The following is a 20083-nucleotide window of genomic DNA, read 5'->3' as shown; positions in this document are numbered from 1 at the left end:
TCGCTCCCGATTAGATCAGGAGCGGCGTCCTCAAGTCGAGCGTCAAAGGGAATTCAATTGTGCGTTCCTCGGGCGGCGGCTCGATTCGGCCAGGGGTGTGGCCGTGATCCTGAAACCGGGCCAACCGCCGCGCTTCCGCCTCGTAGGAATTGACCGGCTTGGTGTCGTAGTTGCGACCGCCGGGATGGGCGACGTGGTAGACGCAGCCGCCGAGCGAGCGGCCGTTCCAGCTATCAATCAAGTCAAACGTCAGCGGCGCGTGAACCGGGATGGTCGGATGCAGCCCCGAGGCCGGCTGCCAGGCCTTGAAGCGGACGGCGGCGACCGCCTCGCCCGAGCGGCCGGTAGGTGTCATCGGCATCCGCCTGCCGTTGCAGGTCACGACGTGGCGGCCTTCGATAAAACCTGAGGCCTTGACCTGCAGACGCTCCACGGAAGAATCGACATAGCGCACGGTGCCGCCGGCCGAGCCCTCCTCACCAAGCACATGCCAGGGCTCCAACGCCTGGCGCAGTTCCAGCGCGACACCGCCGTGGTGGACGCGACCGAACACCGGAAAGCGGAATTCGAGCTGGGCGGAGTACCATTCCGGCGAGAACCCGTAGCCGGATTGCCTGAGCTCATCGAGCACGCCCAGAAAATCCTCCCACAGGAAATGGGGCAGCATGAAGCGATCGTGCAGCGCGGTGCCCCAGCGTACGAACTTGCCCTGCTGCGGCTCGCGCCAGAGCTTTGCGATCAGCGCGCGGATTAGAAGCTGCTGCGCCAGCGACATCCTGGGATCAGGCGGCATTTCGAGCGCGCGGAATTCGACCAGCCCGAGGCGGCCGGTCGGGCCATCGGGCGAATAGAGCTTGTCGATGCAGATTTCGGCGCGATGGGTATTGCCGGTGATATCCACGAGGATATGCCGGAACAGCCGATCGACCAGCCATAGCGGGGCCTCGACATCGGGCGACGGCACGTGCGCCAGCGCGATCTCCAGCTCATAAAGTCCGTCATGGCGTGCCTCGTCAATGCGCGGCGCCTGGCTGGTTGGGCCGATGAACATGCCGGAAAACAAATAGGACAGCGACGGATGGCGCTGCCAGTACAGCACCAGGCTCTTGAGCAGATCAGGGCGGCGCAGGAACGGTGAATCCTGCGGCGTCGAACCGCCAACCACGACATGGTTGCCGCCGCCGGTACCGGTATGGCGCCCATCGACGAGAAAACGGTTGGCGCCGAGGCGTATCTTGGCGGCGTCTTCATAGAGGCCGAAGGTAATGTCGACCGCCTCGCGCCAGTTTTGCGCCGGCTGGACGTTGATCTCGATCACGCCGGGGTCGGGCGTCACCCTGATCACCTCGATGCGCGGATCATAGGGCGGCCCATAGCCTTCGACGTGAACCGGTATTTGCAACTCTTCGGCCGTCGCCTCGACCGCTGCGATCAGGTCGAGATAGTGTTCGAGCTTCTCGACCGGCGGCATGAAGGCGCACAACGCGCCGTCGCGGATTTCGACTGAGGCTGCCGTGCGCACCGGCTTGGGTTTGGGTTTTGGTTTCTGCACAGGCTTTGTTGGCACGCCTCCCGCGGTGGCATCCTTGTCTTCGGCCGCCAGCTCCAGCCGCGCATCCATCGGATCCTGCTCGACGACATAAGGATATTCTTCCGGCGGAACATGCGGCAGCGACGCCATCGGCAGCCGGAGCCCTAGCGGGGAATCGCCCGGTATCAGAAACAAATGGGTCCGCCGAAGCTGCCAACGCTCGCTGATCCAGCCTGGACCATCGGCGTCCGCATGCTGGATCGGCAGCACGAATCCTTTTGGCTTATCGAGCCCTTCATCGAATACCCGCGCCATGCGTGATCGTTCTTCGGGATCGGACAGCTTGGAGTCGCCGGGGTCGACGTTGACCGGAAGTGCTGCTTCCTTTTGCAGCCAATGCACGGGGTCTTCATAGGCCGGCATCAGATACTCATTATCGAGGCCGAGCCGCTTCGCGACGCCTTCCATCAGTTGCCGGGCGTCGGCGATATCGGCTTTGTGAGGGTTTTCGATCTTCGCAATGAGATCGGCATTCTTCCAGATCGGCACGCCGTCCTTGCGCCAGTAAAGGCCGAAGGCCCAGCGCGGCAGGCTTTCGCCCGGATACCATTTGCCCTGCCCGTAATGCAGTAACCCGCCCGGCGCGAAACGCGCACGCAACTTTCGAATCAGCTCATCCGCCAACGCCTGCTTGGTCGGGCCGATGGCGGCAATGTTCCATTCCGGCGATTCCAGATCGTCGACGGAGACAAAGGTCGGCTCGCCGCCCATGGTCAGCCGCACATCGTCTGCTTGGAGATCGGCATCGACCTGCTCGCCCAGACGATCGAGACGCGCCCAGGATTCGTCGGAGAACGGCCGCGTGATCCGCGGCGCCTCGCGGATGCGTTTGACGCTCATCTCGAAGCCGAATTCGACATTGGCGAAGCCGGCGCTGCCCGAGATCGGCGCTGCCGAGCGGTAGTGCGGCGTGGCGGCGACGGGAATGTGCCCCTCGCCCGTCAGCATGCCCGAGGTGACGTCGAACCCGATCCAGCCGGCGCCGGGAAGATAGACCTCCGCCCAGGCGTGCAGATCGGTAAAATCGCTTTCGACCTCGCGTGGGCCTTCGACCGGATCGATGTCGGGACGCAACTGCATGAGATAGCCTGAGACGAAGCGCGCCGCGAGGCCGAGGTGGCGAAAAATCTGGATCAACAACCAAGCCGAGTCGCGGCACGATCCGGAGCCGCAGGCCAGCGTCTCTTCCGGCGTCTGAATACCCGGCTCCATGCGGATGACATACTTGATCTTCTTCTGAAGCTGCGCGTTGAGCTCGACCAGGAAATTAACGGTGCTCTCGGCCTCGCGCGGAATCTCCTTTAAGTAAGCCGCGAACAACGGTCCCTGCTCCGCGGTGACGAGATAGGGCGCGAGTTCGGTCTTGAGATCGGCTGTGTACTGGAACGGAAAGGAGTTGGCGTAGGGCTCGACGAAGAAATCGAAGGGATTGACCACCGTCATCTGCGCGGTGAAGTCGACTTCGATCTTCAGTTCGATCGCCTTCTCCGGAAACACGAATCGCGCCAGCCAGTTGCCCTGCGGATCCTGCTGCCAGTTCACGAAATGATTGGATGGCGTGACTTTAAGCGAATAGCTCAGGATCGGCGTGCGCGTATGCGGCGCCGGGCGCAGGCGAACAGTCTGCGGGCCGAGGTCGATCGGCCGGTCGTATTTGTAGTGCGTGACATGGTGTAGTGCGACGAAGATCGACACGGACCGGAGACTCCAGCGGCTTTTTTAAGCAGAACACCGGTTCCGGATGGGATCAAGCACTAACAACGGGCACGGCGTGCCTATGGGAAGTGCGGATGTTTGACGTCGTCATTCCGGGATGATTCCGAAGGACCAGACCTCAGATGCGCAATTGCGCATCGGGGAATCTCGAGATTCTCAGGTGCGCAATTGCGCACCGTAGTTCGATGCTGCGCATCGCTCCGGAATGACGAACAACCCCTTACATGGTAGCCCCAAGCACCCAGGGCGCGAATTCGGCGCCGCCGAAATCGAAGCTTTCGCTCTTGGTCGGTTGGCCGGACGCCGTTTTCAGCATCAGGTCGAAAATGCGCTGGCCACATTGCTGCACGGTTTCCTCGCCATCCAGGATGGTGCCGCAATTGACGTCCATGTCGTCTTCCATGCGCTTGTACATCGGCGTGTTGGTCGCAAGCTTGATCGAGGGCGCGGGTTTGCAGCCGAACACGCTACCGCGCCCCGTGGTAAAGCAGACCAAGTTAGCGCCGCCCGCCACTTGGCCCGTGGCTGCGACCGGGTCGTAGCCAGGCGTGTCCATAAACACAAAACCTTTCTTGGTGATCGGCTCGGCATAGTTGAGCACGTCGACCAGATTGGTGCTGCCGGCCTTGGCCATCGCGCCCAGCGATTTTTCCAAGATCGTGGTGAGGCCGCCAGCCTTGTTGCCCGGGCTCGGATTGGCGTTCATCTCGGCGCCTTCACGCCTGGTGTATTCCTCCCACCAGCGCATCAATCCGACGAGTTTCTCGCCGACTTCGCGGCTCACCGCGCGCCGGGTCAGCAGATGTTCGGCCCCGTAGGTCTCGGGCGTTTCCGAGAGAATCACGGTGCCGCCGTGGCGCACGAGCAGATCGCTCGCAGCACCCAGCGCCGGATTGGCTGAGACGCCGGAGTAGCCATCGGAGCCGCCGCATTGCAGCGCTACCGTCAGTTCGCTGGCTGCGACCTTCTCGCGCTTCACTTTATTGGCGTCGGACAGCGCCTCCTTCACGAAGGCAATGCCGGCTTCCACCGTCTTGCGGGTACCGCCGACTTCCTGGATGTCCATCGCGCGCAGGCGGCCGGCGAGTTTTTGCTCCTGCATCAGCCCGCCGATCTGGTTGACCTCGCAGCCCAACCCGAGCACGACCACATGGGAAAAATTCGCATGCCGCGCGTAACCGCCGAGCGTCCGCCGCAGCAGCGCCAAAGGTTCGTCCTGCGTCATGCCGCAACCGGTCTTGTGGGTCAGCGCGACGACGCCGTCGACGTTCGGAAAATCGGCCAGCGGGTTGTCGCCAGTAAAGGGGTTTTTCTTGAACATGTCGGCGACGATGCCGGCGACATGGGCGCTGCAGTTCACCGAGGTGAGGATGCCGATATAGTTGCGCGTCGCTACCCGTCCGTCGGCGCGGCGGATGCCGTCGAAAGTCGCGGGCAGATCGAAATTCGGCACCGGCTTGACGTCAACGCCATAGGCATAGTCCTTGGCGAAATCGCCCATGCCGCAGTTGTGGGTGTGCACATGCTGGCCCGACGCGATCGGCCGGGTGGCAAAACCGATGATCTGGCCATAGCGACGCACCGGCTCGCCTACGGCGATCGGCCTGATCGCGACCTTGTGGCCCGCCGGTATTCGCTCGACGGTGGTGACGCCGTCGGCCACCACCATGCCCGGCGGAAGGCTTGCGCGCGCTATCAGCACGCCGTCGTCGGGATGCAGGCGGATCACGGGTGCCGGGGTGGTCATTGTGGTGTCTCCTCGGTGTCTAGCTATGTGCCCCGGATGCTGCGCAGCGCGTTCGGGATCGCGCTTCGCGCGACTCCTACGGTGCGCTGCTGATCCGGGGCCTACGCACTGCCGCCGTAAGGTTGGGTCCCGGCTCTGCGGAGCAGCGTTACAACGCTGCACCGCATCCGGGACACGAGGGCGTTCTAAGCCTTGCCGCCGGAATCCTTCCTCGTCTGGTTCACCTGCATCTTGGCGTAGGTCATCATCAAGCCGCTCTCGTTCGACAGCGTCACCAGCTTGAACCCCATGTTGATGGCGCGCACCGCGCCCTCGGCGCCGGAGCAGTGGATACCGGGATTGAGGGCGCGCTTGCCGCATTCCTTGACGATCTTCTCGTAGATCTTGAGGATTTCCGGCTCATCGCGGTCGAGCTTCGGCACCAGGCCATAGGAGAAGCCGAGGTCGGACGGGCCGATATAGACGCCGTCGATGCCCTCGACATCGAGGATGGATTCCATGTTCTCGACCGCCGTCCTGGTCTCCATCATCGGCAACAGCACGATCTCGTCGTTCGCCGTCTGCTGGTAAGAACCGGCCGAGCCGTACATGCCGGACCGGATTGGGCCGTTCGAGCGCGTGCCCTTCGGCGGATACTTGGCGTACTGGACCAGGTTCTTGGCTTCCTGCGGGGTATTGATCATCGGGCAGATCACGCCATAGGCCCCGCCGTCGAGCACTTTGCCAATGATGCCGGGCTCGTTCCAGGGCACGCGGACCATCGGCGTCACCGGGTGACCGTTCATCGCCTGAAAGCACTGAACCATCGAGAGGTAATCCTGCACGCCGTGCTGCATGTCGACGGTGACGCTGTCGAAGCCGCATTGCGCGATCACTTCGGCCGAAAAGCCGGACGGGATCGCGAGCCACGCGTTCACCACGGCCTTGCCCGAGGCCCATACTTTCTTGACGTTGTTGGTTGCCATTGATCGCTTTCCCTTTGTGATCGTTGCAATTGTTGGAACTCGTGGAGTTGATTAGCTGATGGCGCGTTGAATGGCGGCCTCGCTGACACCGACCTCGCGGGCGGTGTTGACGATCGCAGCCCAGGTATCGTCAGGCAGCGGCACGCCGTTCCTGGTGCGCTCGGCGCGCATCTTCCTTTCGGGATCGCCCGGGACCAGCACGGACTCGACGCCGGCGATCGGTTTCGTCTCGCGGATGAAGTCCGTATAGCGCGAGATTTCAGCGTCAAAATAGTTAGTCGTGTCGATCACCTTGGGATCGATATAGAAGGCGAGCATGCCGTTGGCGAACTGCCGGCCGCCCGAGGTGGCGCCGGTGCCGGTCAGCGCACCGCCGAGCAGTTCGCAGACGAAGGCCAGCCCCGAACCCTTGTGCTCGCCGAAGGCACGGATCGCGCCCGTCCCCTTGGTATGATCGCGCGGCCCGTCCGGCGTGTAGGGACCATAGAGCACGGATGGCTCCTCGCTCAGCGTGCCATCGGCATCAACGAGTGCACCAGTCGGCAGTTTCTTGCCGCCGCGGCTGGCGACCAGCACCTTGCCTTCGGCGACGATCGAGGTCGCGAAATCGAGCACGATCGGATCCTGCCCTTTCCGCGGAATGCCGACGCAATAAGGCGCGGTTGAGAGCCGCTTCTGCACGCCGCCATAAGGCGCGACCAGCAGCGAGCCTGCGGCGTTGACGAAGTGCACCGACACCAACCCTTCGGCGGCAGCCATTTCCGCCCAGTCGCCGACGCGGCCGATATGGCCGGCATTGCGCAGCGCGATGGCTGACAGTCCCGCCTTCTTGCATTTCTCGATGCCGGTCCGCACTGCGAACGGCGTCACGGTCTGGCCGTAGCCGAACTTGCCATCGACCACGGCCAGCGAAGGCGTGTCGACCACGATCTCGGGGGTTTGATTGGGAACGACGTTGCCCGTCTTCTTCCAGCGAATGTAGACGGGAACCCGGATCACGCCGTGGCTGTCATGGCCGGTGAGATTCGCTGTCGTGAGGTAAGTCGCGATGCGCCTGGCTTCCTCAGGCGAGGATTCCGAATGGGAAAAAACCTCAGCGACGAAATCGATCAGATTGTTGACTTTTATTGTGACCATGTCCGGATTTCAGCCTGTCCTTGCACGAGGGAAGCTTGCGTTTGGGCAGCTAGCCTCGCGACTCCCGCGCCGGTTTTGATGACCGGCTTGGCCGGCACTTTGAGCGAAAAATCGCGCGCGTGTCTACCGCCTCAGTCGCATTTGACAAATGATTGCAATCATTTGCGCCGCCGCTATGCATCGGGCCGCTAGCATCATGCAAATTTGCGCTTACTCGTCGGCTGCGGCCTCGCCCTCACCCGCTACCTCCATCGCGGCAAGGCTGCGCTCGAGTTCGCCCAGCATGTCCTGCAATTCGGCGAGCTTGCCCGCGCCAAAGCGGTGGGTGATCTCGGCGTAGATCGCTTCCGAGGTGGGCGCGACGGCCTCGATCAGTTTCAGCCCCTTGGATGTGATCGACACCTCGCCGCGACGCAAATCCGCCTTGGCCGTGCGCCGCTCAATCAGATCGCGCGCTTCGAGGTCGCGCAGGATTCGCGACAGGCTCGGCCCCAGCAGAAAAGCGACGCGCGCGAGCTCTGTCACTTCGATAGTGTCCACCGCCGTCAACGCGCGCAGAATCCGCCATTGCTGCTCGGTCAGCCCATGATTGCGCAAGGATGGACGGAACTGGCGCATCACGGCTTCGCGCGCACGCAAGAGCGACATCGGCAGCGAACGCGAGAATTCGCGCATCGGCATGCGGCGGGCTTCCGTCGTTCCCTCCTGGTCCGAACGCGATCCGTTCGGCGATTTCTTGCCTGACATTTTCAGTGGCCCGCCGCTTCCGGAATCGTCGTTTCCGCGAAGGATAAAGTTTTGCGGCGCAATAAGCATCAATCAGTTTGCGTCGGATAACTTAACATGTTAAACAAATTTCAGCACCCGCTTTTTTGCTGATCGAGCCGGACGCCCATGGCGCTTTCCAGAGACGACATCCGAAGCTCCGCCGAGCGGCTCGATCAAGCCGAGAAGACGCGCAAGCAGATCCGCCAGCTTTCGCTCGAACATCCCGGCATAACGATCGAGGATGCCTACGCTATTCAGAAAGCCTGGGTGGAGATGAAGGTCGCCCAGGGCCGTGCCGTGAAGGGACACAAGGTCGGCCTGACCTCGAAGGCGATGCAGAGCGCGCTCAATATCGATGAGCCGGATTCCGGCATCCTGCTCGACGATATGTTCTTTGCAGACGGCGGGCTGGTGCCGTCGGACCGCTTCATCGCGACCCGCGCCGAGGCGGAGCTTGCCTTTGTGATGAAGTCCCGGCTGTCGGGACCGGATTGCACGATGTTCGACGTGCTTAATGCGACCGAGTTCGTGGTACCCGCGCTGGAAATCCTCGATACACGAGTCGAGCGCGTCGACCCGCAGACCAAGGCGACGCGGAAGATTTTCGACACCATCGCCGACAACGCCGCGAATGCCGGGATCGTGTTGGGCGGACGCCCGATCCGGCCGATGGACGCCGACCTCCGCTGGATCGGCGCGCTCTGTTTCCGCAATGGCCAGCTCGAGGAAACCGGACTCGCGGCCGGCGTCCTCAATCATCCCGCCACGTCAGTGGCCTGGCTCGCCAACAAGATCGCGCCCAACGGGCTGGCGCTCGAAGCCGGACAAGTGGTGCTGGCGGGCTCGTTCGTCCGGCCGATCGAAACCCGCAAGGGAGACACGATCCAGGCGGATTATGGTCCGTACGGTTCAGTAAGTTGCTACTTCGCCTGATGCCTTAAGAGAGCGGGAGTCATCGGAACATGCCGCACTTCACGATCGAATATTCAGCCAATCTCGACGGCCGCGTCGATATGGCCGCGGTCGTTGAACTCGTCCGCAAGGCGGCGGTCGAGACCGGTATCTTCCCGCTCGGCGGTATTCGCGTCCGCGCGATCAGATGCGAGCATTATGCGATCGCCGACGGCCGCCAGGCTTACGGCTTTCTCGACTTGGTGCTGCGGCTTGGCGAGGGCCGCGATCTCGCTACCCGCAAGAACGCCGGCGAACGTATTTTCAAGGCGTTGTCGGTCTATCTTGATCCGGTGTTTGCGAGCAACAAGTTCGCGCTGTCGTTCGACATGCAAATCAACGACAAGGAAACAAGCTGGAAACGCAACAACATCCACGAAGCCCTGAAGGTGGAGGCTATCAATGGATAAGGCGACACCCAAGGACATGTTTCAGGCCAACCGCGACCGTGCAGGTCCCCTGCTCGCCAAGCTAAAGAGCGAAGGCATCGGGCACATGATCGGCGGCAAGAACGTACCGTCGGTCTCGGGCCAGACGTTTGAGACGAAGTCGCCGGTTGATGGCGCAGTGTTGGCGTCGGTGGCGCGCGGAAATGCAGAAGACATCGAACGCGCCGCGGGCGCGGCAACCCGCGCCTTCAAGTCCTGGCGCGAGATGACGGCGGCCGCGCGAAAGAAACTGCTGCACCGCATCGCCGATGCCATTGAGGACCACGCCGACGACATTGCGGTGTTGGAATGCATCGATACCGGGCAAGCGCATCGCTTCATGGCCAAGGCCGCGATCCGGGCAGCGGAGAATTTCCGTTTCTTTGCCGACAAGTGCGCCGAGGCTCGCGATGGTCTGAACATGCCGAGCGAGGAGCACTGGAACATCTCGACCCGGGTGCCGATCGGTCCCGTCGGCGTGATAACGCCGTGGAACACGCCGTTCATGCTGTCGACCTGGAAGATCGCCCCCGCCCTGGCCGCCGGCTGCACGGTCGTGCATAAGCCGGCGGAATGGTCGCCGGTCACGGCGGACCTGCTGGCAAAACTTGCAAAACAGGCCGGCCTCCCTGACGGGGTGCTAAACACGGTCCACGGCATGGGCGAGGAAGCCGGCAAAGCGCTGACCGAGCATCCCGCCATCAAGGCGATCGGTTTCGTCGGCGAGAGCGCGACCGGCTCGGCGATCATGGCGCAGGGTGCTCCTACCCTTAAGCGCGTGCATTTCGAGCTCGGCGGAAAGAACCCGGTGATCGTGTTCGACGATGCCGATCTCGACCGCGCGCTCGACGCCGTCGTCTTCATGATCTACTCGCTCAACGGCGAGCGCTGCACCTCGTCGAGCCGGCTGCTGGTCCAGCAAGGTATCGTCGATAAATTCATCGAAAAGCTGACCGCAAGGGTGAAGGCACTGAAGGTCGGGCACCCCCTCGATCCCGCCACCGAGATCGGTCCCCTGATCCATGAGCGGCATCTGGCAAAAGTCTGCAGCTATTTCGAGGTCGCCAGGAACGACGGCGCCATCATTGCGGTGGGCGGAAAGCCTCATGACGGTCCGGGCGGCGGTCACTACGTGCAGCCGACGCTCGTTACCGGCGCGCACTCAAAGATGCGGGTGGCGCAGGAGGAAGTGTTCGGGCCGTTCCTGACCGTGATCCCGTTCAAGGACGAGCAGGACGCGATCGAGATCGCGAACGGCGTGCAGTATGGACTGACCGGCTATGTCTGGACCGGCGACATGGGCCGCGCGCTCCGCGTCGCGGATGCGCTGGAGGCCGGCATGATCTGGCTCAATTCCGAAAACGTTCGCCATCTGCCGACGCCGTTCGGCGGCATGAAAGCCTCAGGCATCGGCCGCGACGGCGGCGATTATTCGTTCGACTTCTACATGGAAACCAAACACGTCTCGCTCGCGCGAGGGACGCACAAAATTCAGAGACTGGGGATTTGAGACACCGCCGTTCCGGGACGATGCGAAGCATCGAACCCGGAACCTTGAGATTCCGGGTCTGGTGCTTCGCATCATCCCGGAATGACGAACCGAATCAAGGGAAACCACATGCCCGTTCCGACACACACTTTCACCCCACCCTTCAACATCATCCGCTGCAGTCACGCCGTGCTCGATGTGGTCGATCTCGGCAAGAGCCGCGCCTTCTACGAAAATACCGTCGGCCTCCATGTCGAGGATAGTGACGACAAGACGGTGTACCTTCGCGGCAGCGAGGAGCATCAGCATCACTCGCTGGTGCTGCGGAAGGCCCCTCACGCGGCCTGCAACCGGCTCGGCTTCAAGGTCGGCAATGACGGCGATCTCGACAAGGCGGCGACGTTCTTTGCCGAGAACGGCATCGCTTATGCTTTCGCCGAGCAGCCGTTCCAGGGCCGCACCTTGCAGTTCAGCGATCCCGCCGGTTTCCAGATCGAACTCTATGCGTCGATGGAAAAGCGCCCGCATCTGTTGCGGCGCTATGATCTTTACAAGGGTTGCCATCCGCAGCGGCTCGATCATTTCAACGTCTTCGCGCCTGAGGTTCAGGGCACCATCGATTTCTATGCGCGGCTCGGCTTCCGGCTGACCGAATATGGCGAGGAGGACGGCCCGAGCGGGCGGATCGCGGCGGCCTGGATGCACCGCAAGGGCAATGTCCACGACCTTGCCATCACCAACGGCCGCGGTCCTCGCCTGCACCATTTTGCCTATTGGGTGCCGACGGCGATGAACGTCCTGCATCTCTGCGACGTGATGGCTTCCAGCGGTTATTTGAAGAACATCGAGCGCGGTCCGGGCCGCCACGGCATCTCGAATGCGTTCTTCCTCTATGTCCGGGACCCGGACGGCCATCGCCTAGAGCTCTATACCAGTGATTACTTTACTGGCGACCACGATCACGAGCCATTGCGCTGGTCGCTGAAGGACCCCCGCCGGCAAACGCTGTGGGGTGCACCGGCGCCGCGTTCCTGGTTCGAGGAGGGTTCGCCTTTTACAGGCCAGGAGGTCCGCGACCCGCTCTTCGTCGCCGACGTCACAATTGCGGATTGATCGGATGGGCCTTCCCGGTCTCGCGACCTTCATCGTCAACGGCGCGCCAAAATACGGCGCCGTGACTGATGCCGGCATCGTTGATCTCTCGGCGCGCTTCGCAAAGGAATATCCGACGCTTCGCGAAGTCATCGCCGCCGGCGCCCTGACGAAGCTCGCCGACGAAGGCGCGCGGCACCCGCCGGACTATGCGCTCGACGCGATCAAATGGCAGCCGCCGATCGCCTCGCCGGAAAAGATCATCTGCATCGGCGTCAACTACCCGGACCGCAACGCCGAATACAAGGACGGCCAGGATGCGCCGAAATATCCGAGCATGTTCATGCGCACGCTGCGCTCCTTCGTCGGTCACAACACGCCGCTGGTCCGCCCGCGCGCCTCGGCACAGCTCGATTACGAGGGCGAACTGGTGCTGGTCATCGGCAAGTCCGGCCGGCATATCAGGGAGAGCGATGCGCTGGACCACATCGCAGCCGTCACACTCTGCAACGAGGGCACCATCCGCGACTGGGTACGTCACGCCAAGTTCAACGTCACGCAGGGCAAGAACTTCGATTCCACCGGCAGCCTCGGCCCGTGGCTCGTGCCCTTTACCGATGAAAGCCAGATCGCGGACATCCGTTTGACCACGAAGGTCAACAGCGAGACGCGGCAGGACGACCGCACCGGGCGGCTGATTTTCGGCTTCCGTTATCTGATCAACTATCTCTCGACCTTCACCACGCTGGTGCCCGGCGACGTGATCGTGACGGGAACGCCGACCGGCGCCGGCGCGCGGTTCGACCCACCGCGCTATCTGAAGCCCGGCGATGTCGTCGAGGTTGAAGCCGAGGGCGTCGGTGTGCTCAAAAATGGCGTCATCGATGAAGCCTAACAAATTCCGTTAGCGAGTGGACAGAACCATGAAATCAACTTCCGGCGGCGAAGCGATCGTCAACAGCCTCGTCGCGCATGGCGTCGACACGGTGTTCGGGCTACCCGGCGCGCAGATCTATGGTCTGTTCGACGCCTTTCATCAGGCACAGTTGAAGGTGATCGGGGCACGGCACGAACAAGCCTGCGGCTACATGGCCTTTGGCTATGCGCGTTCATCGGGCAAACCTGGTGTATTCAGCGTGGTGCCCGGCCCGGGCGTGCTCAATGCCAGCGCGGCGCTACTCACCGCGTTCGGCTGCAACGAGCCGGTGCTGTGCCTGACCGGACAGGTGCCGACGGCGTTTCTCGGCAAGGGCCGCGGCCATCTGCACGAGATGCCGGACCAGCTCGCAACGCTGCGCACCTTCGTGAAATGGGCCGAGCGGATCGAATATCCCGATGCAGCGCCCGCCGCGGTGTCGCGTGCGTTTCAGGAGATGCTGTCGGGCCGCCGCGGTCCGGTGTCACTGGAAATGCCGTGGGACATTTTTACGCAGCGCGCGCAGGTCGGCGCCTCATCCGTGTTCGATCCGTTCCCGGCGCCGCAGCCCGATCCCGACCGGATCAAGGCGGCGGCCGCGCTGATCAAGGATAGCAAGCGGCCGATGATCTTTGTCGGCGGCGGCGCGATCCATGCGCGCGAGGAAATTCTCGAACTCGCCGAAATGATCGATGCACCTGTGGTGGCTTTCCGCAGCGGCCGCGGCATCGTCTCCAATGCGCACGAGCTCGGGCTCAACATGGCTGCGGCCTACAAACTGTGGCCGAACACCGATCTGATGATCGGGATCGGCACGCGCATGGAGTTACCGGCGTCGGGATTCCGCTGGCCCTATCAGCCGAAGGGATTGAAATCCGTTCGCATCGATATCGACCCGGCCGAGATGCGCCGGCTTGTATCCGATACCGCCGTGGTCGCGGATGCGAAAGCCGGCACGGCCGATCTGGTCGCCGCCGTGAAGAAGGCCGGCTATAGCAGGACCAGCGGTCGGCGCGCCGAAATCCGCGAGGCGACTGCGGCGGCGCAACAGGAGATCCAGAAGGTTCAGCCGCAAATGGCTTATCTCAACATTTTGCGCGGGGTGCTGCCGGCTAATGCGATCGTGACCGACGAACTGTCCCAGGTCGGCTTCGCCTCCTGGTACGGCTTTCCGGTCTATGAGCCGCGCACCTTTATCACTTCGGGCTATCAAGGCACGCTCGGCTCCGGCTTCCCCACCGCGCTGGGTGCCAAGGTCGCCAACCCGGAACGCCCGGTGGTCGCGATCACGGGCGACGGCGGCTTCATGTTTGGCGTGCAGGAACTATCGACCGCCGTGCAGTTCAAGATCGGCGTGGTCACGCTGGTGTTCAACAATAATGCCTATGGCAATGTGCGCCGCGACCAGCGCCAGCATTTTGACGGCCGCGTGGTGGCGTCCGACCTGGTCAATCCGGATTTCGTGAAGCTCGCCGAATCGTTCGGCGCGGGTGCTGCGCGGGTAACTTCGCCCGATCAGTTCCGGCCCGCGCTGGAAAAGGCTTTGGCCGACGGGGGGCCTTACGTGATTTCGGTGGAGGTGCCGACGGATTCGGAAGTCTCGCCCTGGATGTTCATCCATCCGGCGAAGAACGCTTAGGCCTGCTTCGCCGCCCTACCGCGTTGCATCCGCGAGGCTGCGATCACCAGCAACCCCGCACCTGCAACCGACCAGCACGCCACCGGCGCCCAATGCAACAGCGGCGCATATTCCGGCAGCTTCTGCAGGCCGCCGGCCACCGCCGCCATCCGCGCAAAGGTCGCGAGCGCCAGCGCTGAGAACACCAGCCCGACCACCTTGCCCTCGGCGCCGGTCTCGCCTATCGCCAGCGCCGCCGAAACCGCGGCCATCAGCATGCAGCCCCACGCAGCACCCGCGATGAACTGTGCCGCGATCAGCATGTTGAGATTGCCGGCCATTTCCGCACCCAGCACCGCCAACGCGCCGAGCAGGCCGGCCGCGCCCATCACGACCAGTCCGCCGCGGTGCTTGACCACGGCGCTTGCCGGAAACATGGCGATGTTGAAGCCGATCCAGAACACCGGCATCAGCCATGGCAATTCGTCCGGCTTGGCAAACCGGAGGAAGAACGGCGTGCTGTTAATGGAAAAATGCAATTGATAGCCAAGCGACAGGATCACCATCGAGGCGATGAAGAACATCGGCACTGGCCCCAGCGATTTTGCCGGAGCGGCCGGTTGTTTCGCGACCGGTGGCGCCTGCGCCAGATCGCGTTCGACCTTCGAGAGCGCCAGCGTCGTGAGCAGCAATATCACGCCCGAGATCACGAAGGGCAGCCGCGGGTCGTGACTGCGCAGCACCACGCCGAGATAGGGCGAGACCGCGCCCGCCAAACCATAGCCGAGCATCGTCAATGCCGCGAGAAACGGAATCGCCGGCCGCGCGGCGTATTTGCCGAGTAGCGTCAGCGGCGGCGCGCGCAGGGCCGATGACGTCACGACCCAGATCAGAATCAGGGCGATAAGCCAGACCTGCGCACCTGGCCCGGTGCCGGCCACGAATGGCAGCGCGACAAAGGCCGCGCAGGAGATCGCGGTGAGCACGCCCACGAACACGCCGAGCCTGCCGACGAACGGTGCGATCTTGTCGGCGGCAATCCCCATCGCGGTGTCGGTGATGGTGAAGATCGCCTGATCCAGCATCAGGATCAGAATGACGGCTGATGGCGCGATGCCGACATCGGCGCAGAGTTTTGGCAGGTAGATGACGTAAGTGGTCCAGCCCAGCGTGAACACGAGCTGCAGCACGGCAAGATAGGCGCCGGTGCGGTTGGCGGTGGTTTTGGACGTTGCTTCTGTCGTGCTCATGTCGGCCCCGGCATGAACCTTAAACCATGAGAACCCGCGATGAAACGCCTCTTCCCTTCTCCCCTTGTGGGAGAAGGTGGCATAGGCGGCCGTCGGCCGCCGTAGGACGCCGATGCTTTGCATCGGCTATGGACGCGAAGCGGCAGCGAGACAGATGGGGGTCTGTCTCCGCGGAGAGAACCCCTAATCCGCCTTCTCCCACAAGGCGAGAAGCAAAGATCACCGCGCTTTGCGAAAGGTCAGATTGATGCGCTGGCGGCCCATCAGGGCATGCTCGCCGTCGGCGAGCGGCGCCACACCGTGGAAGAACAGCCGCGACGGGCCGCCCCAGACCACGACGTCGCCATGCTCGAGCCGGTAGCGCTTCGGTTTGTCGGCGCGCTTTGGGCCGCCGAACAAGAAGATCGCAGGCAATCCCAGCGACACCGACACGATCGGCGCGGCAAAATCCTGCTCGTCCCTGTCCTGATGCAGCGACATCCGCGCCCCGGGGGCATAGCGGTTGATCAGGCAGGCATCGGGCCCGAAACGATCGAACCCTCCCGCGGCGGCCGCTTGTCCTGCGAATTCACGGAAGACAGTTGGCATCGCCGGCCATGGCTGGCCTGAATTGGGATCAAAACCATCGTAGCGGTAACCGCTGTGATCGGTGACCCAGCCCGCGGTGCCGCAGTTGGTCATCGCGACCGACATCTGGTGACCGCCGGGGGTGAACATGCGCCGGAACGGCGCTTGCGCGATAATCTCGCGGAGCGCCGCGACCACTTCGTTTTCGAAGGGCTTTGCATATCGGCGCAGCAATACCGCACCCTCCGCCATCGCTTCGCGTGACGGCCGCTCATCCGGCACGGCCTCGAACAAATCAGCAGTCAACTCAGTTCGCACTCACTTGGCATCGTGGAAGATCACGCCGACGGTGTGGCGGTGGCCGGAACGGATCCGGCTGACGCCATGGCGGAGGTTAACGCGATAGGGCCCTCGCGTCCCCTGCACCGGCCGATGATGCACAGCAAAGGCGACCGCATCACCCTGCCTGAGCGGAACCACCTCTGGCCGCGACTGCATCCGCGGCCGCTGTTCCGTCAGCACGAACTCGCCGCCTTCGAAATCGCGCCCCGGCTCCGACAGTAGGATCGCAACCTGCAGCGGGAACACGTGCTCGCCATAGAGGTCCTGATGCAGGCAATTGTAGTCGCCCTCGCCGTATTGCAGCAGCAGCGGCGTCGGCCGCGTCTGCCCGGCGTCGTGGCAGCGCTTCAGGAACGCCTCATGCCGGTCGGGATAGCGGATGCCGATTCCCATCGTCTCGTTCCAGCGATTGGCGACACCGCAGAGCCGTGCATACAGCGCCGGCCGCAATTGGGCGATCAGCTCGGGCAACGGATAGGCGAAATACTTGTATTCGCCGCGGCCGAACCCGTGGCTCCCCATCACGATCCGGCTGCGGAAATTCTTGTCGTCGGGATAAAGCGCGGCCAGCGCGGCGCATTCGTCCGGCGTCAGCAGTCCCTTCAGCACGGCGCAGCCCTGCGCATCGAGGTCGGCGGTTGCCTGCGCCCAGTCGACGGTATCGACGCGGGTGGCGATGTCAGAGGACGCGGGATGCTTGAGAATTTTTGCGGTTGCTTTCATGACGGCTAGTCTCGCAAGCCATTGCGCTCTTCGCCACCCGATTTCCGACGAACCCTCGCCACGTCGTCCCTGCGAACGCAGGGACGACGGCTAGCCCAGCACCGGCAGCGGGATCACATCATAGCCGTGGCTGATCTTGCGATTCAGCACGGGATCCTCCAGTTCGAACTCGAAGCGGCTGGCGGGCCGGATGCCGCCTTTGGCCGCAAACGTGCCGCCGAACATCGCGCAGCCATCGGGCAGGCCTTTGCCGCCGAAGCCGCGCTCGATCAGGTCCTTGACCGGCAACATCGCATCGAGCGTGCCCTCCTGGTACAGCACGCGCGCCCCGCCGATCGTGGCCCAGGAGCGCAGGATCAGCCGGTCCCAGTGGGCAATGACGTCCTCGAGTTCCCACAGCACCGAGGCAACCGGCTTATCGCACATCTGCTTCGAGACCGTGACGCTGTAGCTTTCGACCTTGCGGTCGGTGTGATCGGAGCCGCAGCCGACGAAGATGCGGCCCTGCCAGCCGATCAGAACGAACTCGACCTCGCCGCTGGAATCGCTGCCCGAGACCTCAATGCGGTCGTCTTGCGTAATCCGCCGCGCCGAGCAGCGGTAGTAGATCGGCGTCGTCGCGGGGGGCGCGATGCCGAGCGCTTCGAGTTCGGCGATGTGCTTGTCGCGTGCCACTGGGTCGCGTCCGGTCCAGCCGGCGATGACGGCCTGATCGATCGCAAGCGTCAGCGGCGTCAGCATGCCCTTGTCGTCGACGTTGAAGGTCAGATCAAACACGGATGATGTCCTCCATTCCGGCCGCGAGTTCGAAGATGCGGCAGTCCGATCCGCCGGCGGCTGCGAGCATCAGCCCGACCGGCATCTCGCCTTCGCGATGCGCCGGCAGCGAGATCGCACAGCCGTCGAGCATGTTGATCAGCGTGCAGTTGCGCAGGGCGCGCAGATTCTGCGTGGCGAACAGCTTGTCATCGGCGACGAGGTCGGCGATGACAGGCGGCGCGTTGGCGGTGGTCGGCAATACCAGCGCGTCATAGGGCGCGATGCGCTGTTCGGTGCGCGCGATGAACGCGCGGCGCGCGCTCAGGATATCGATATAGTCGGCCGCGCTGATGGCTTCGCCTCGGAGGATGCGGACCTGTACGCGGGGATCGTAGATGCTTCCCTTGCTCGCGATCAGATAACGATGCCAGGCATAGCTTTCCGCCGCGGCAAATCCGCCCTTGCTGTTCATGACGGCGACATCGTCGAATTCCGGAACCGCGATCCGCTCGATCAGCGCCCCCTCGCGCGACAGCGTGGCAAGGGCGCGCTCAAAGGTTTTCGCGACGACATCGTCAAGGTCATCGAGCGCGACCGTGGTCGGCACCGCGAGCCGCATGCCCTTGACCGGGCGCGGCCGTAACGGCTGCACGTCCTCATCAGCGAGCACGGCATCCAGCACCGCGCAGCAAGCCACGCTGCGCGCCAGCGGCCCAAAGCTGTCGAGCGAGGACGACAGTGGAACGCCGCCATCGAGCGGCACGCGGCATTGGGTCGGCTTGTAGCCGACAATGCCGTTAAAGGCCGCCGGAATCCGGCAGGAGCCGCCGGTATCGGTGCCGAGCGCGCCGTACGCCATCCGATCGGCGATCGATACCGCCGCACCCGAGGACGAGCCGCCCGGCACGTGGCCGACACTGCGATTGAAGACACTTTTTGGCGTACCGTAATGCGGATTGATGCCGATTCCGGAATAGGCGAATTCGGTCATGTTGGTGCGGCCGATCACGATGAAGCCGGCCCGGCGCAACCGCGCGACCACCGGCGCATCGGATTCGGCGGGAGCGGAGTCCTCCAGCGCGCGCGAGCCGGCGCGGGTCACTTGCCCCTTGATATCGAACAGGTCCTTGATCGACACAGGAATGCCGGCATAGGGCGATGGCGCGGCGTGCGCGTTGCGCAGATGATCCATCGCATCCGCCGCGGCAATTGCAGCGTCCTTATCAACGTGGATAAAGGTCCGCGCCCCCTCGCCGGCGGGATCGGCAATCCTTGCAAGACACTCCTCGACCAGTTTTCGCGCGGTGGTGCGTCCGGCATCGAGATCGGCGGCGAGGCTGGCAAGCGTCGGATGGTCAGGCATGGCTCTCTTGTTCTATGCTCTGGATCGCTTCCGGATCGGAAACATCCCATTGAGAAGTGTGCCGGCAATTTACCGTGGCGCGGACTATCTCCGATGACGGCTTGGCATACAAGCGCTCTCATGCGCAGGAATGCAGCCATGCAATCACCGCTGTTGCTGGACCGTTGACGGCCCACAGTCGATGTCGCATCAAGATCGTAACAAGCGGGCGACGCCCGACTTCCCAAGGAGAAATTGCCGACATGGCCGAGCCCGCCCGCGCACGACCGAAGCCCACACCGGAGACCCAGCATTTCTGGGATGGAACGCAGGCCGGCGAACTGCGCCTGCAGCGCTGCGACGCCTGCGGCAATGTCTATTTCCCGCCTCGCCCGTTCTGCCCCTCCTGTGCCTCGCGCAAGATTTCCGTCTTCAAGGCCAGCGGCAAGGGCAAGCTCTATAGTTACGTCATCAACCACCGCCCGGCGGCGCCGGGCTTCACCCCGCCTTACGCGATCGCGGTCGTCGAACTCGACGAAGGTCCGCGCATGATGAGCAACATCATCGATTGTCCGCAGACGCCGGAAGCGCTCGAGCTCGACATGAAGCTCGAAGTCGCCTTCGAAAAGCTCGACGACAAGATCACCCTTCCCATGTTCCGTCCGGCGAAGGGTTAAGCACC

Annotated in this window: 17 protein-coding genes; 7 read left to right on the top strand and 10 right to left on the bottom strand. The window is 63.2% G+C overall.

From position 1 onward, the window contains the following. Window positions 1-10 precede the first annotated feature (10 nt). From HCN58_RS16515 to hpaR, 5 genes are all read right to left on the bottom strand, one after another. The gene (locus tag HCN58_RS16515) at window positions 11-3286 is read right to left on the bottom strand and encodes a transglutaminase family protein (RefSeq protein ID WP_171580460.1); all 3276 of its coding nucleotides are present in this window, start codon (window positions 3284-3286) and stop codon (window positions 11-13) included. Window positions 3287-3527: 241 nt separating this feature from the next. Then, window positions 3528-5054, bottom strand: coding sequence for a D-arabinonate dehydratase (locus tag HCN58_RS16510; protein WP_171580459.1), 1527 nt, complete (start codon window positions 5052-5054; stop codon window positions 3528-3530). Window positions 5055-5239: 185 nt separating this feature from the next. Then, entirely contained in the window at window positions 5240-6019 is a 780-nt protein-coding gene (locus HCN58_RS16505) for an HpcH/HpaI aldolase family protein (protein WP_171580458.1), read from the bottom strand. A gap of 51 nt (window positions 6020-6070) precedes the next feature. After that, complete coding sequence (locus HCN58_RS16500) at window positions 6071-7156, bottom strand: malate/lactate/ureidoglycolate dehydrogenase (RefSeq protein ID WP_171580457.1); 1086 nt, start codon at window positions 7154-7156, stop codon at window positions 6071-6073. Between the two features lie 210 nt (window positions 7157-7366). After that, window positions 7367-7903 (bottom strand): homoprotocatechuate degradation operon regulator HpaR, encoded by a 537-nt coding sequence (gene hpaR, locus HCN58_RS16495; protein ID WP_171580456.1) that lies wholly within the window; start codon window positions 7901-7903, stop codon window positions 7367-7369. A gap of 147 nt (window positions 7904-8050) precedes the next feature. On the opposite strand from hpaR, the gene hpaH reads away from it, so the two are divergent. From hpaH to HCN58_RS16465, 6 genes are all read left to right on the top strand, one after another. Then, window positions 8051-8857 carry a 2-oxo-hept-4-ene-1,7-dioate hydratase gene (hpaH, locus tag HCN58_RS16490; RefSeq protein WP_171580455.1) on the top strand — a complete coding sequence of 269 codons (807 nt, stop codon included), beginning with the start codon at window positions 8051-8053 and terminating at the stop codon, window positions 8855-8857. Window positions 8858-8886: 29 nt separating this feature from the next. After that, a complete protein-coding gene (locus HCN58_RS16485) occupies window positions 8887-9285 on the top strand; it encodes a 5-carboxymethyl-2-hydroxymuconate Delta-isomerase (RefSeq protein ID WP_171580454.1) in 399 nt (132 codons plus the stop codon). Beyond that, window positions 9278-10813, top strand: coding sequence for a 5-carboxymethyl-2-hydroxymuconate semialdehyde dehydrogenase (gene hpaE / locus HCN58_RS16480; RefSeq protein WP_171580453.1), 1536 nt, complete (start codon window positions 9278-9280; stop codon window positions 10811-10813). Before HCN58_RS16485 ends, hpaE begins: the two co-directional genes overlap by 8 nt. 108 nt (window positions 10814-10921) lie before the next feature. After that, window positions 10922-11905: a 3,4-dihydroxyphenylacetate 2,3-dioxygenase gene (hpaD, locus tag HCN58_RS16475; RefSeq protein ID WP_171580452.1), complete on the top strand. Its 984-nt coding sequence runs from the start codon at window positions 10922-10924 to the stop codon at window positions 11903-11905. Between the two features lie 4 nt (window positions 11906-11909). Beyond that, window positions 11910-12779, top strand: coding sequence for a fumarylacetoacetate hydrolase family protein (locus tag HCN58_RS16470; RefSeq protein WP_171580451.1), 870 nt, complete (start codon window positions 11910-11912; stop codon window positions 12777-12779). A gap of 28 nt (window positions 12780-12807) precedes the next feature. Next, window positions 12808-14439: a thiamine pyrophosphate-dependent enzyme gene (locus tag HCN58_RS16465; protein ID WP_171580450.1), complete on the top strand. Its 1632-nt coding sequence runs from the start codon at window positions 12808-12810 to the stop codon at window positions 14437-14439. Here HCN58_RS16465 and HCN58_RS16460 read toward each other — a convergent pair. The 5 genes from HCN58_RS16460 to HCN58_RS16440 form a co-directional block, all read right to left on the bottom strand. Continuing rightward, window positions 14436-15668: an MFS transporter gene (locus HCN58_RS16460; protein ID WP_171580449.1), complete on the bottom strand. Its 1233-nt coding sequence runs from the start codon at window positions 15666-15668 to the stop codon at window positions 14436-14438. The genes HCN58_RS16465 and HCN58_RS16460 overlap by 4 nt on opposite strands. A 219-nt stretch (window positions 15669-15887) precedes the next feature. After that, window positions 15888-16541: a DNA oxidative demethylase AlkB gene (gene alkB, locus HCN58_RS16455; protein WP_171580448.1), complete on the bottom strand. Its 654-nt coding sequence runs from the start codon at window positions 16539-16541 to the stop codon at window positions 15888-15890. A 12-nt stretch (window positions 16542-16553) separates the two neighbouring features. Continuing rightward, window positions 16554-17300 (bottom strand): 2OG-Fe(II) oxygenase, encoded by a 747-nt coding sequence (locus HCN58_RS16450; protein ID WP_171580447.1) that lies wholly within the window; start codon window positions 17298-17300, stop codon window positions 16554-16556. 90 nt (window positions 17301-17390) lie between these two features. Further along, a complete protein-coding gene (locus tag HCN58_RS16445; RefSeq protein ID WP_171580446.1) occupies window positions 17391-18077 on the bottom strand; it encodes a DUF2848 domain-containing protein in 687 nt (228 codons plus the stop codon). After that, entirely contained in the window at window positions 18070-19422 is a 1353-nt protein-coding gene (locus HCN58_RS16440; protein WP_171580445.1) for an amidase, read from the bottom strand. Before HCN58_RS16440 ends, HCN58_RS16445 begins: the two co-directional genes overlap by 8 nt. Window positions 19423-19664: 242 nt before the next feature. Between HCN58_RS16440 and HCN58_RS16435 the strand changes: the two genes are divergently transcribed. Continuing rightward, entirely contained in the window at window positions 19665-20078 is a 414-nt protein-coding gene (locus HCN58_RS16435; RefSeq protein WP_171580444.1) for a Zn-ribbon domain-containing OB-fold protein, read from the top strand. Window positions 20079-20083: the final 5 nt, after the last annotated feature.

The sequence above is a fragment of the Bradyrhizobium australiense genome (genome assembly GCF_013114825.1).
Classification (GTDB): domain Bacteria; phylum Pseudomonadota; class Alphaproteobacteria; order Rhizobiales; family Xanthobacteraceae; genus Bradyrhizobium; species Bradyrhizobium australiense.
This window is presented reverse-complemented; position numbering and strand designations above follow the sequence as displayed.

Excerpts from the sequence above, each read along its gene's own strand:
- HCN58_RS16510 (WP_171580459.1), bottom strand. The coding sequence starts at position 5,054 with ATGACCACCCCGGCACCCGTGATCCGCCTGCATCCCGACGACGGCGTG.
- HCN58_RS16505 (WP_171580458.1), bottom strand. The coding sequence starts at position 6,019 with ATGGCAACCAACAACGTCAAGAAAGTATGGGCCTCGGGCAAGGCCGTG.
- HCN58_RS16500 (WP_171580457.1), bottom strand. The coding sequence starts at position 7,156 with ATGGTCACAATAAAAGTCAACAATCTGATCGATTTCGTCGCTGAGGTT.
- hpaR (WP_171580456.1), bottom strand. The coding sequence starts at position 7,903 with ATGTCAGGCAAGAAATCGCCGAACGGATCGCGTTCGGACCAGGAGGGA.
- hpaH (WP_171580455.1), top strand. The coding sequence starts at position 8,051 with ATGGCGCTTTCCAGAGACGACATCCGAAGCTCCGCCGAGCGGCTCGAT.
- HCN58_RS16485 (WP_171580454.1), top strand. The coding sequence starts at position 8,887 with ATGCCGCACTTCACGATCGAATATTCAGCCAATCTCGACGGCCGCGTC.
- hpaE (WP_171580453.1), top strand. The coding sequence starts at position 9,278 with ATGGATAAGGCGACACCCAAGGACATGTTTCAGGCCAACCGCGACCGT.
- hpaD (WP_171580452.1), top strand. The coding sequence starts at position 10,922 with ATGCCCGTTCCGACACACACTTTCACCCCACCCTTCAACATCATCCGC.
- HCN58_RS16470 (WP_171580451.1), top strand. The coding sequence starts at position 11,910 with ATGGGCCTTCCCGGTCTCGCGACCTTCATCGTCAACGGCGCGCCAAAA.
- HCN58_RS16465 (WP_171580450.1), top strand. The coding sequence starts at position 12,808 with ATGAAATCAACTTCCGGCGGCGAAGCGATCGTCAACAGCCTCGTCGCG.
- HCN58_RS16460 (WP_171580449.1), bottom strand. The coding sequence starts at position 15,668 with ATGAGCACGACAGAAGCAACGTCCAAAACCACCGCCAACCGCACCGGC.
- HCN58_RS16450 (WP_171580447.1), bottom strand. The coding sequence starts at position 17,300 with ATGAAAGCAACCGCAAAAATTCTCAAGCATCCCGCGTCCTCTGACATC.
- HCN58_RS16440 (WP_171580445.1), bottom strand. The coding sequence starts at position 19,422 with ATGCCTGACCATCCGACGCTTGCCAGCCTCGCCGCCGATCTCGATGCC.
- HCN58_RS16435 (WP_171580444.1), top strand. The coding sequence starts at position 19,665 with ATGGCCGAGCCCGCCCGCGCACGACCGAAGCCCACACCGGAGACCCAG.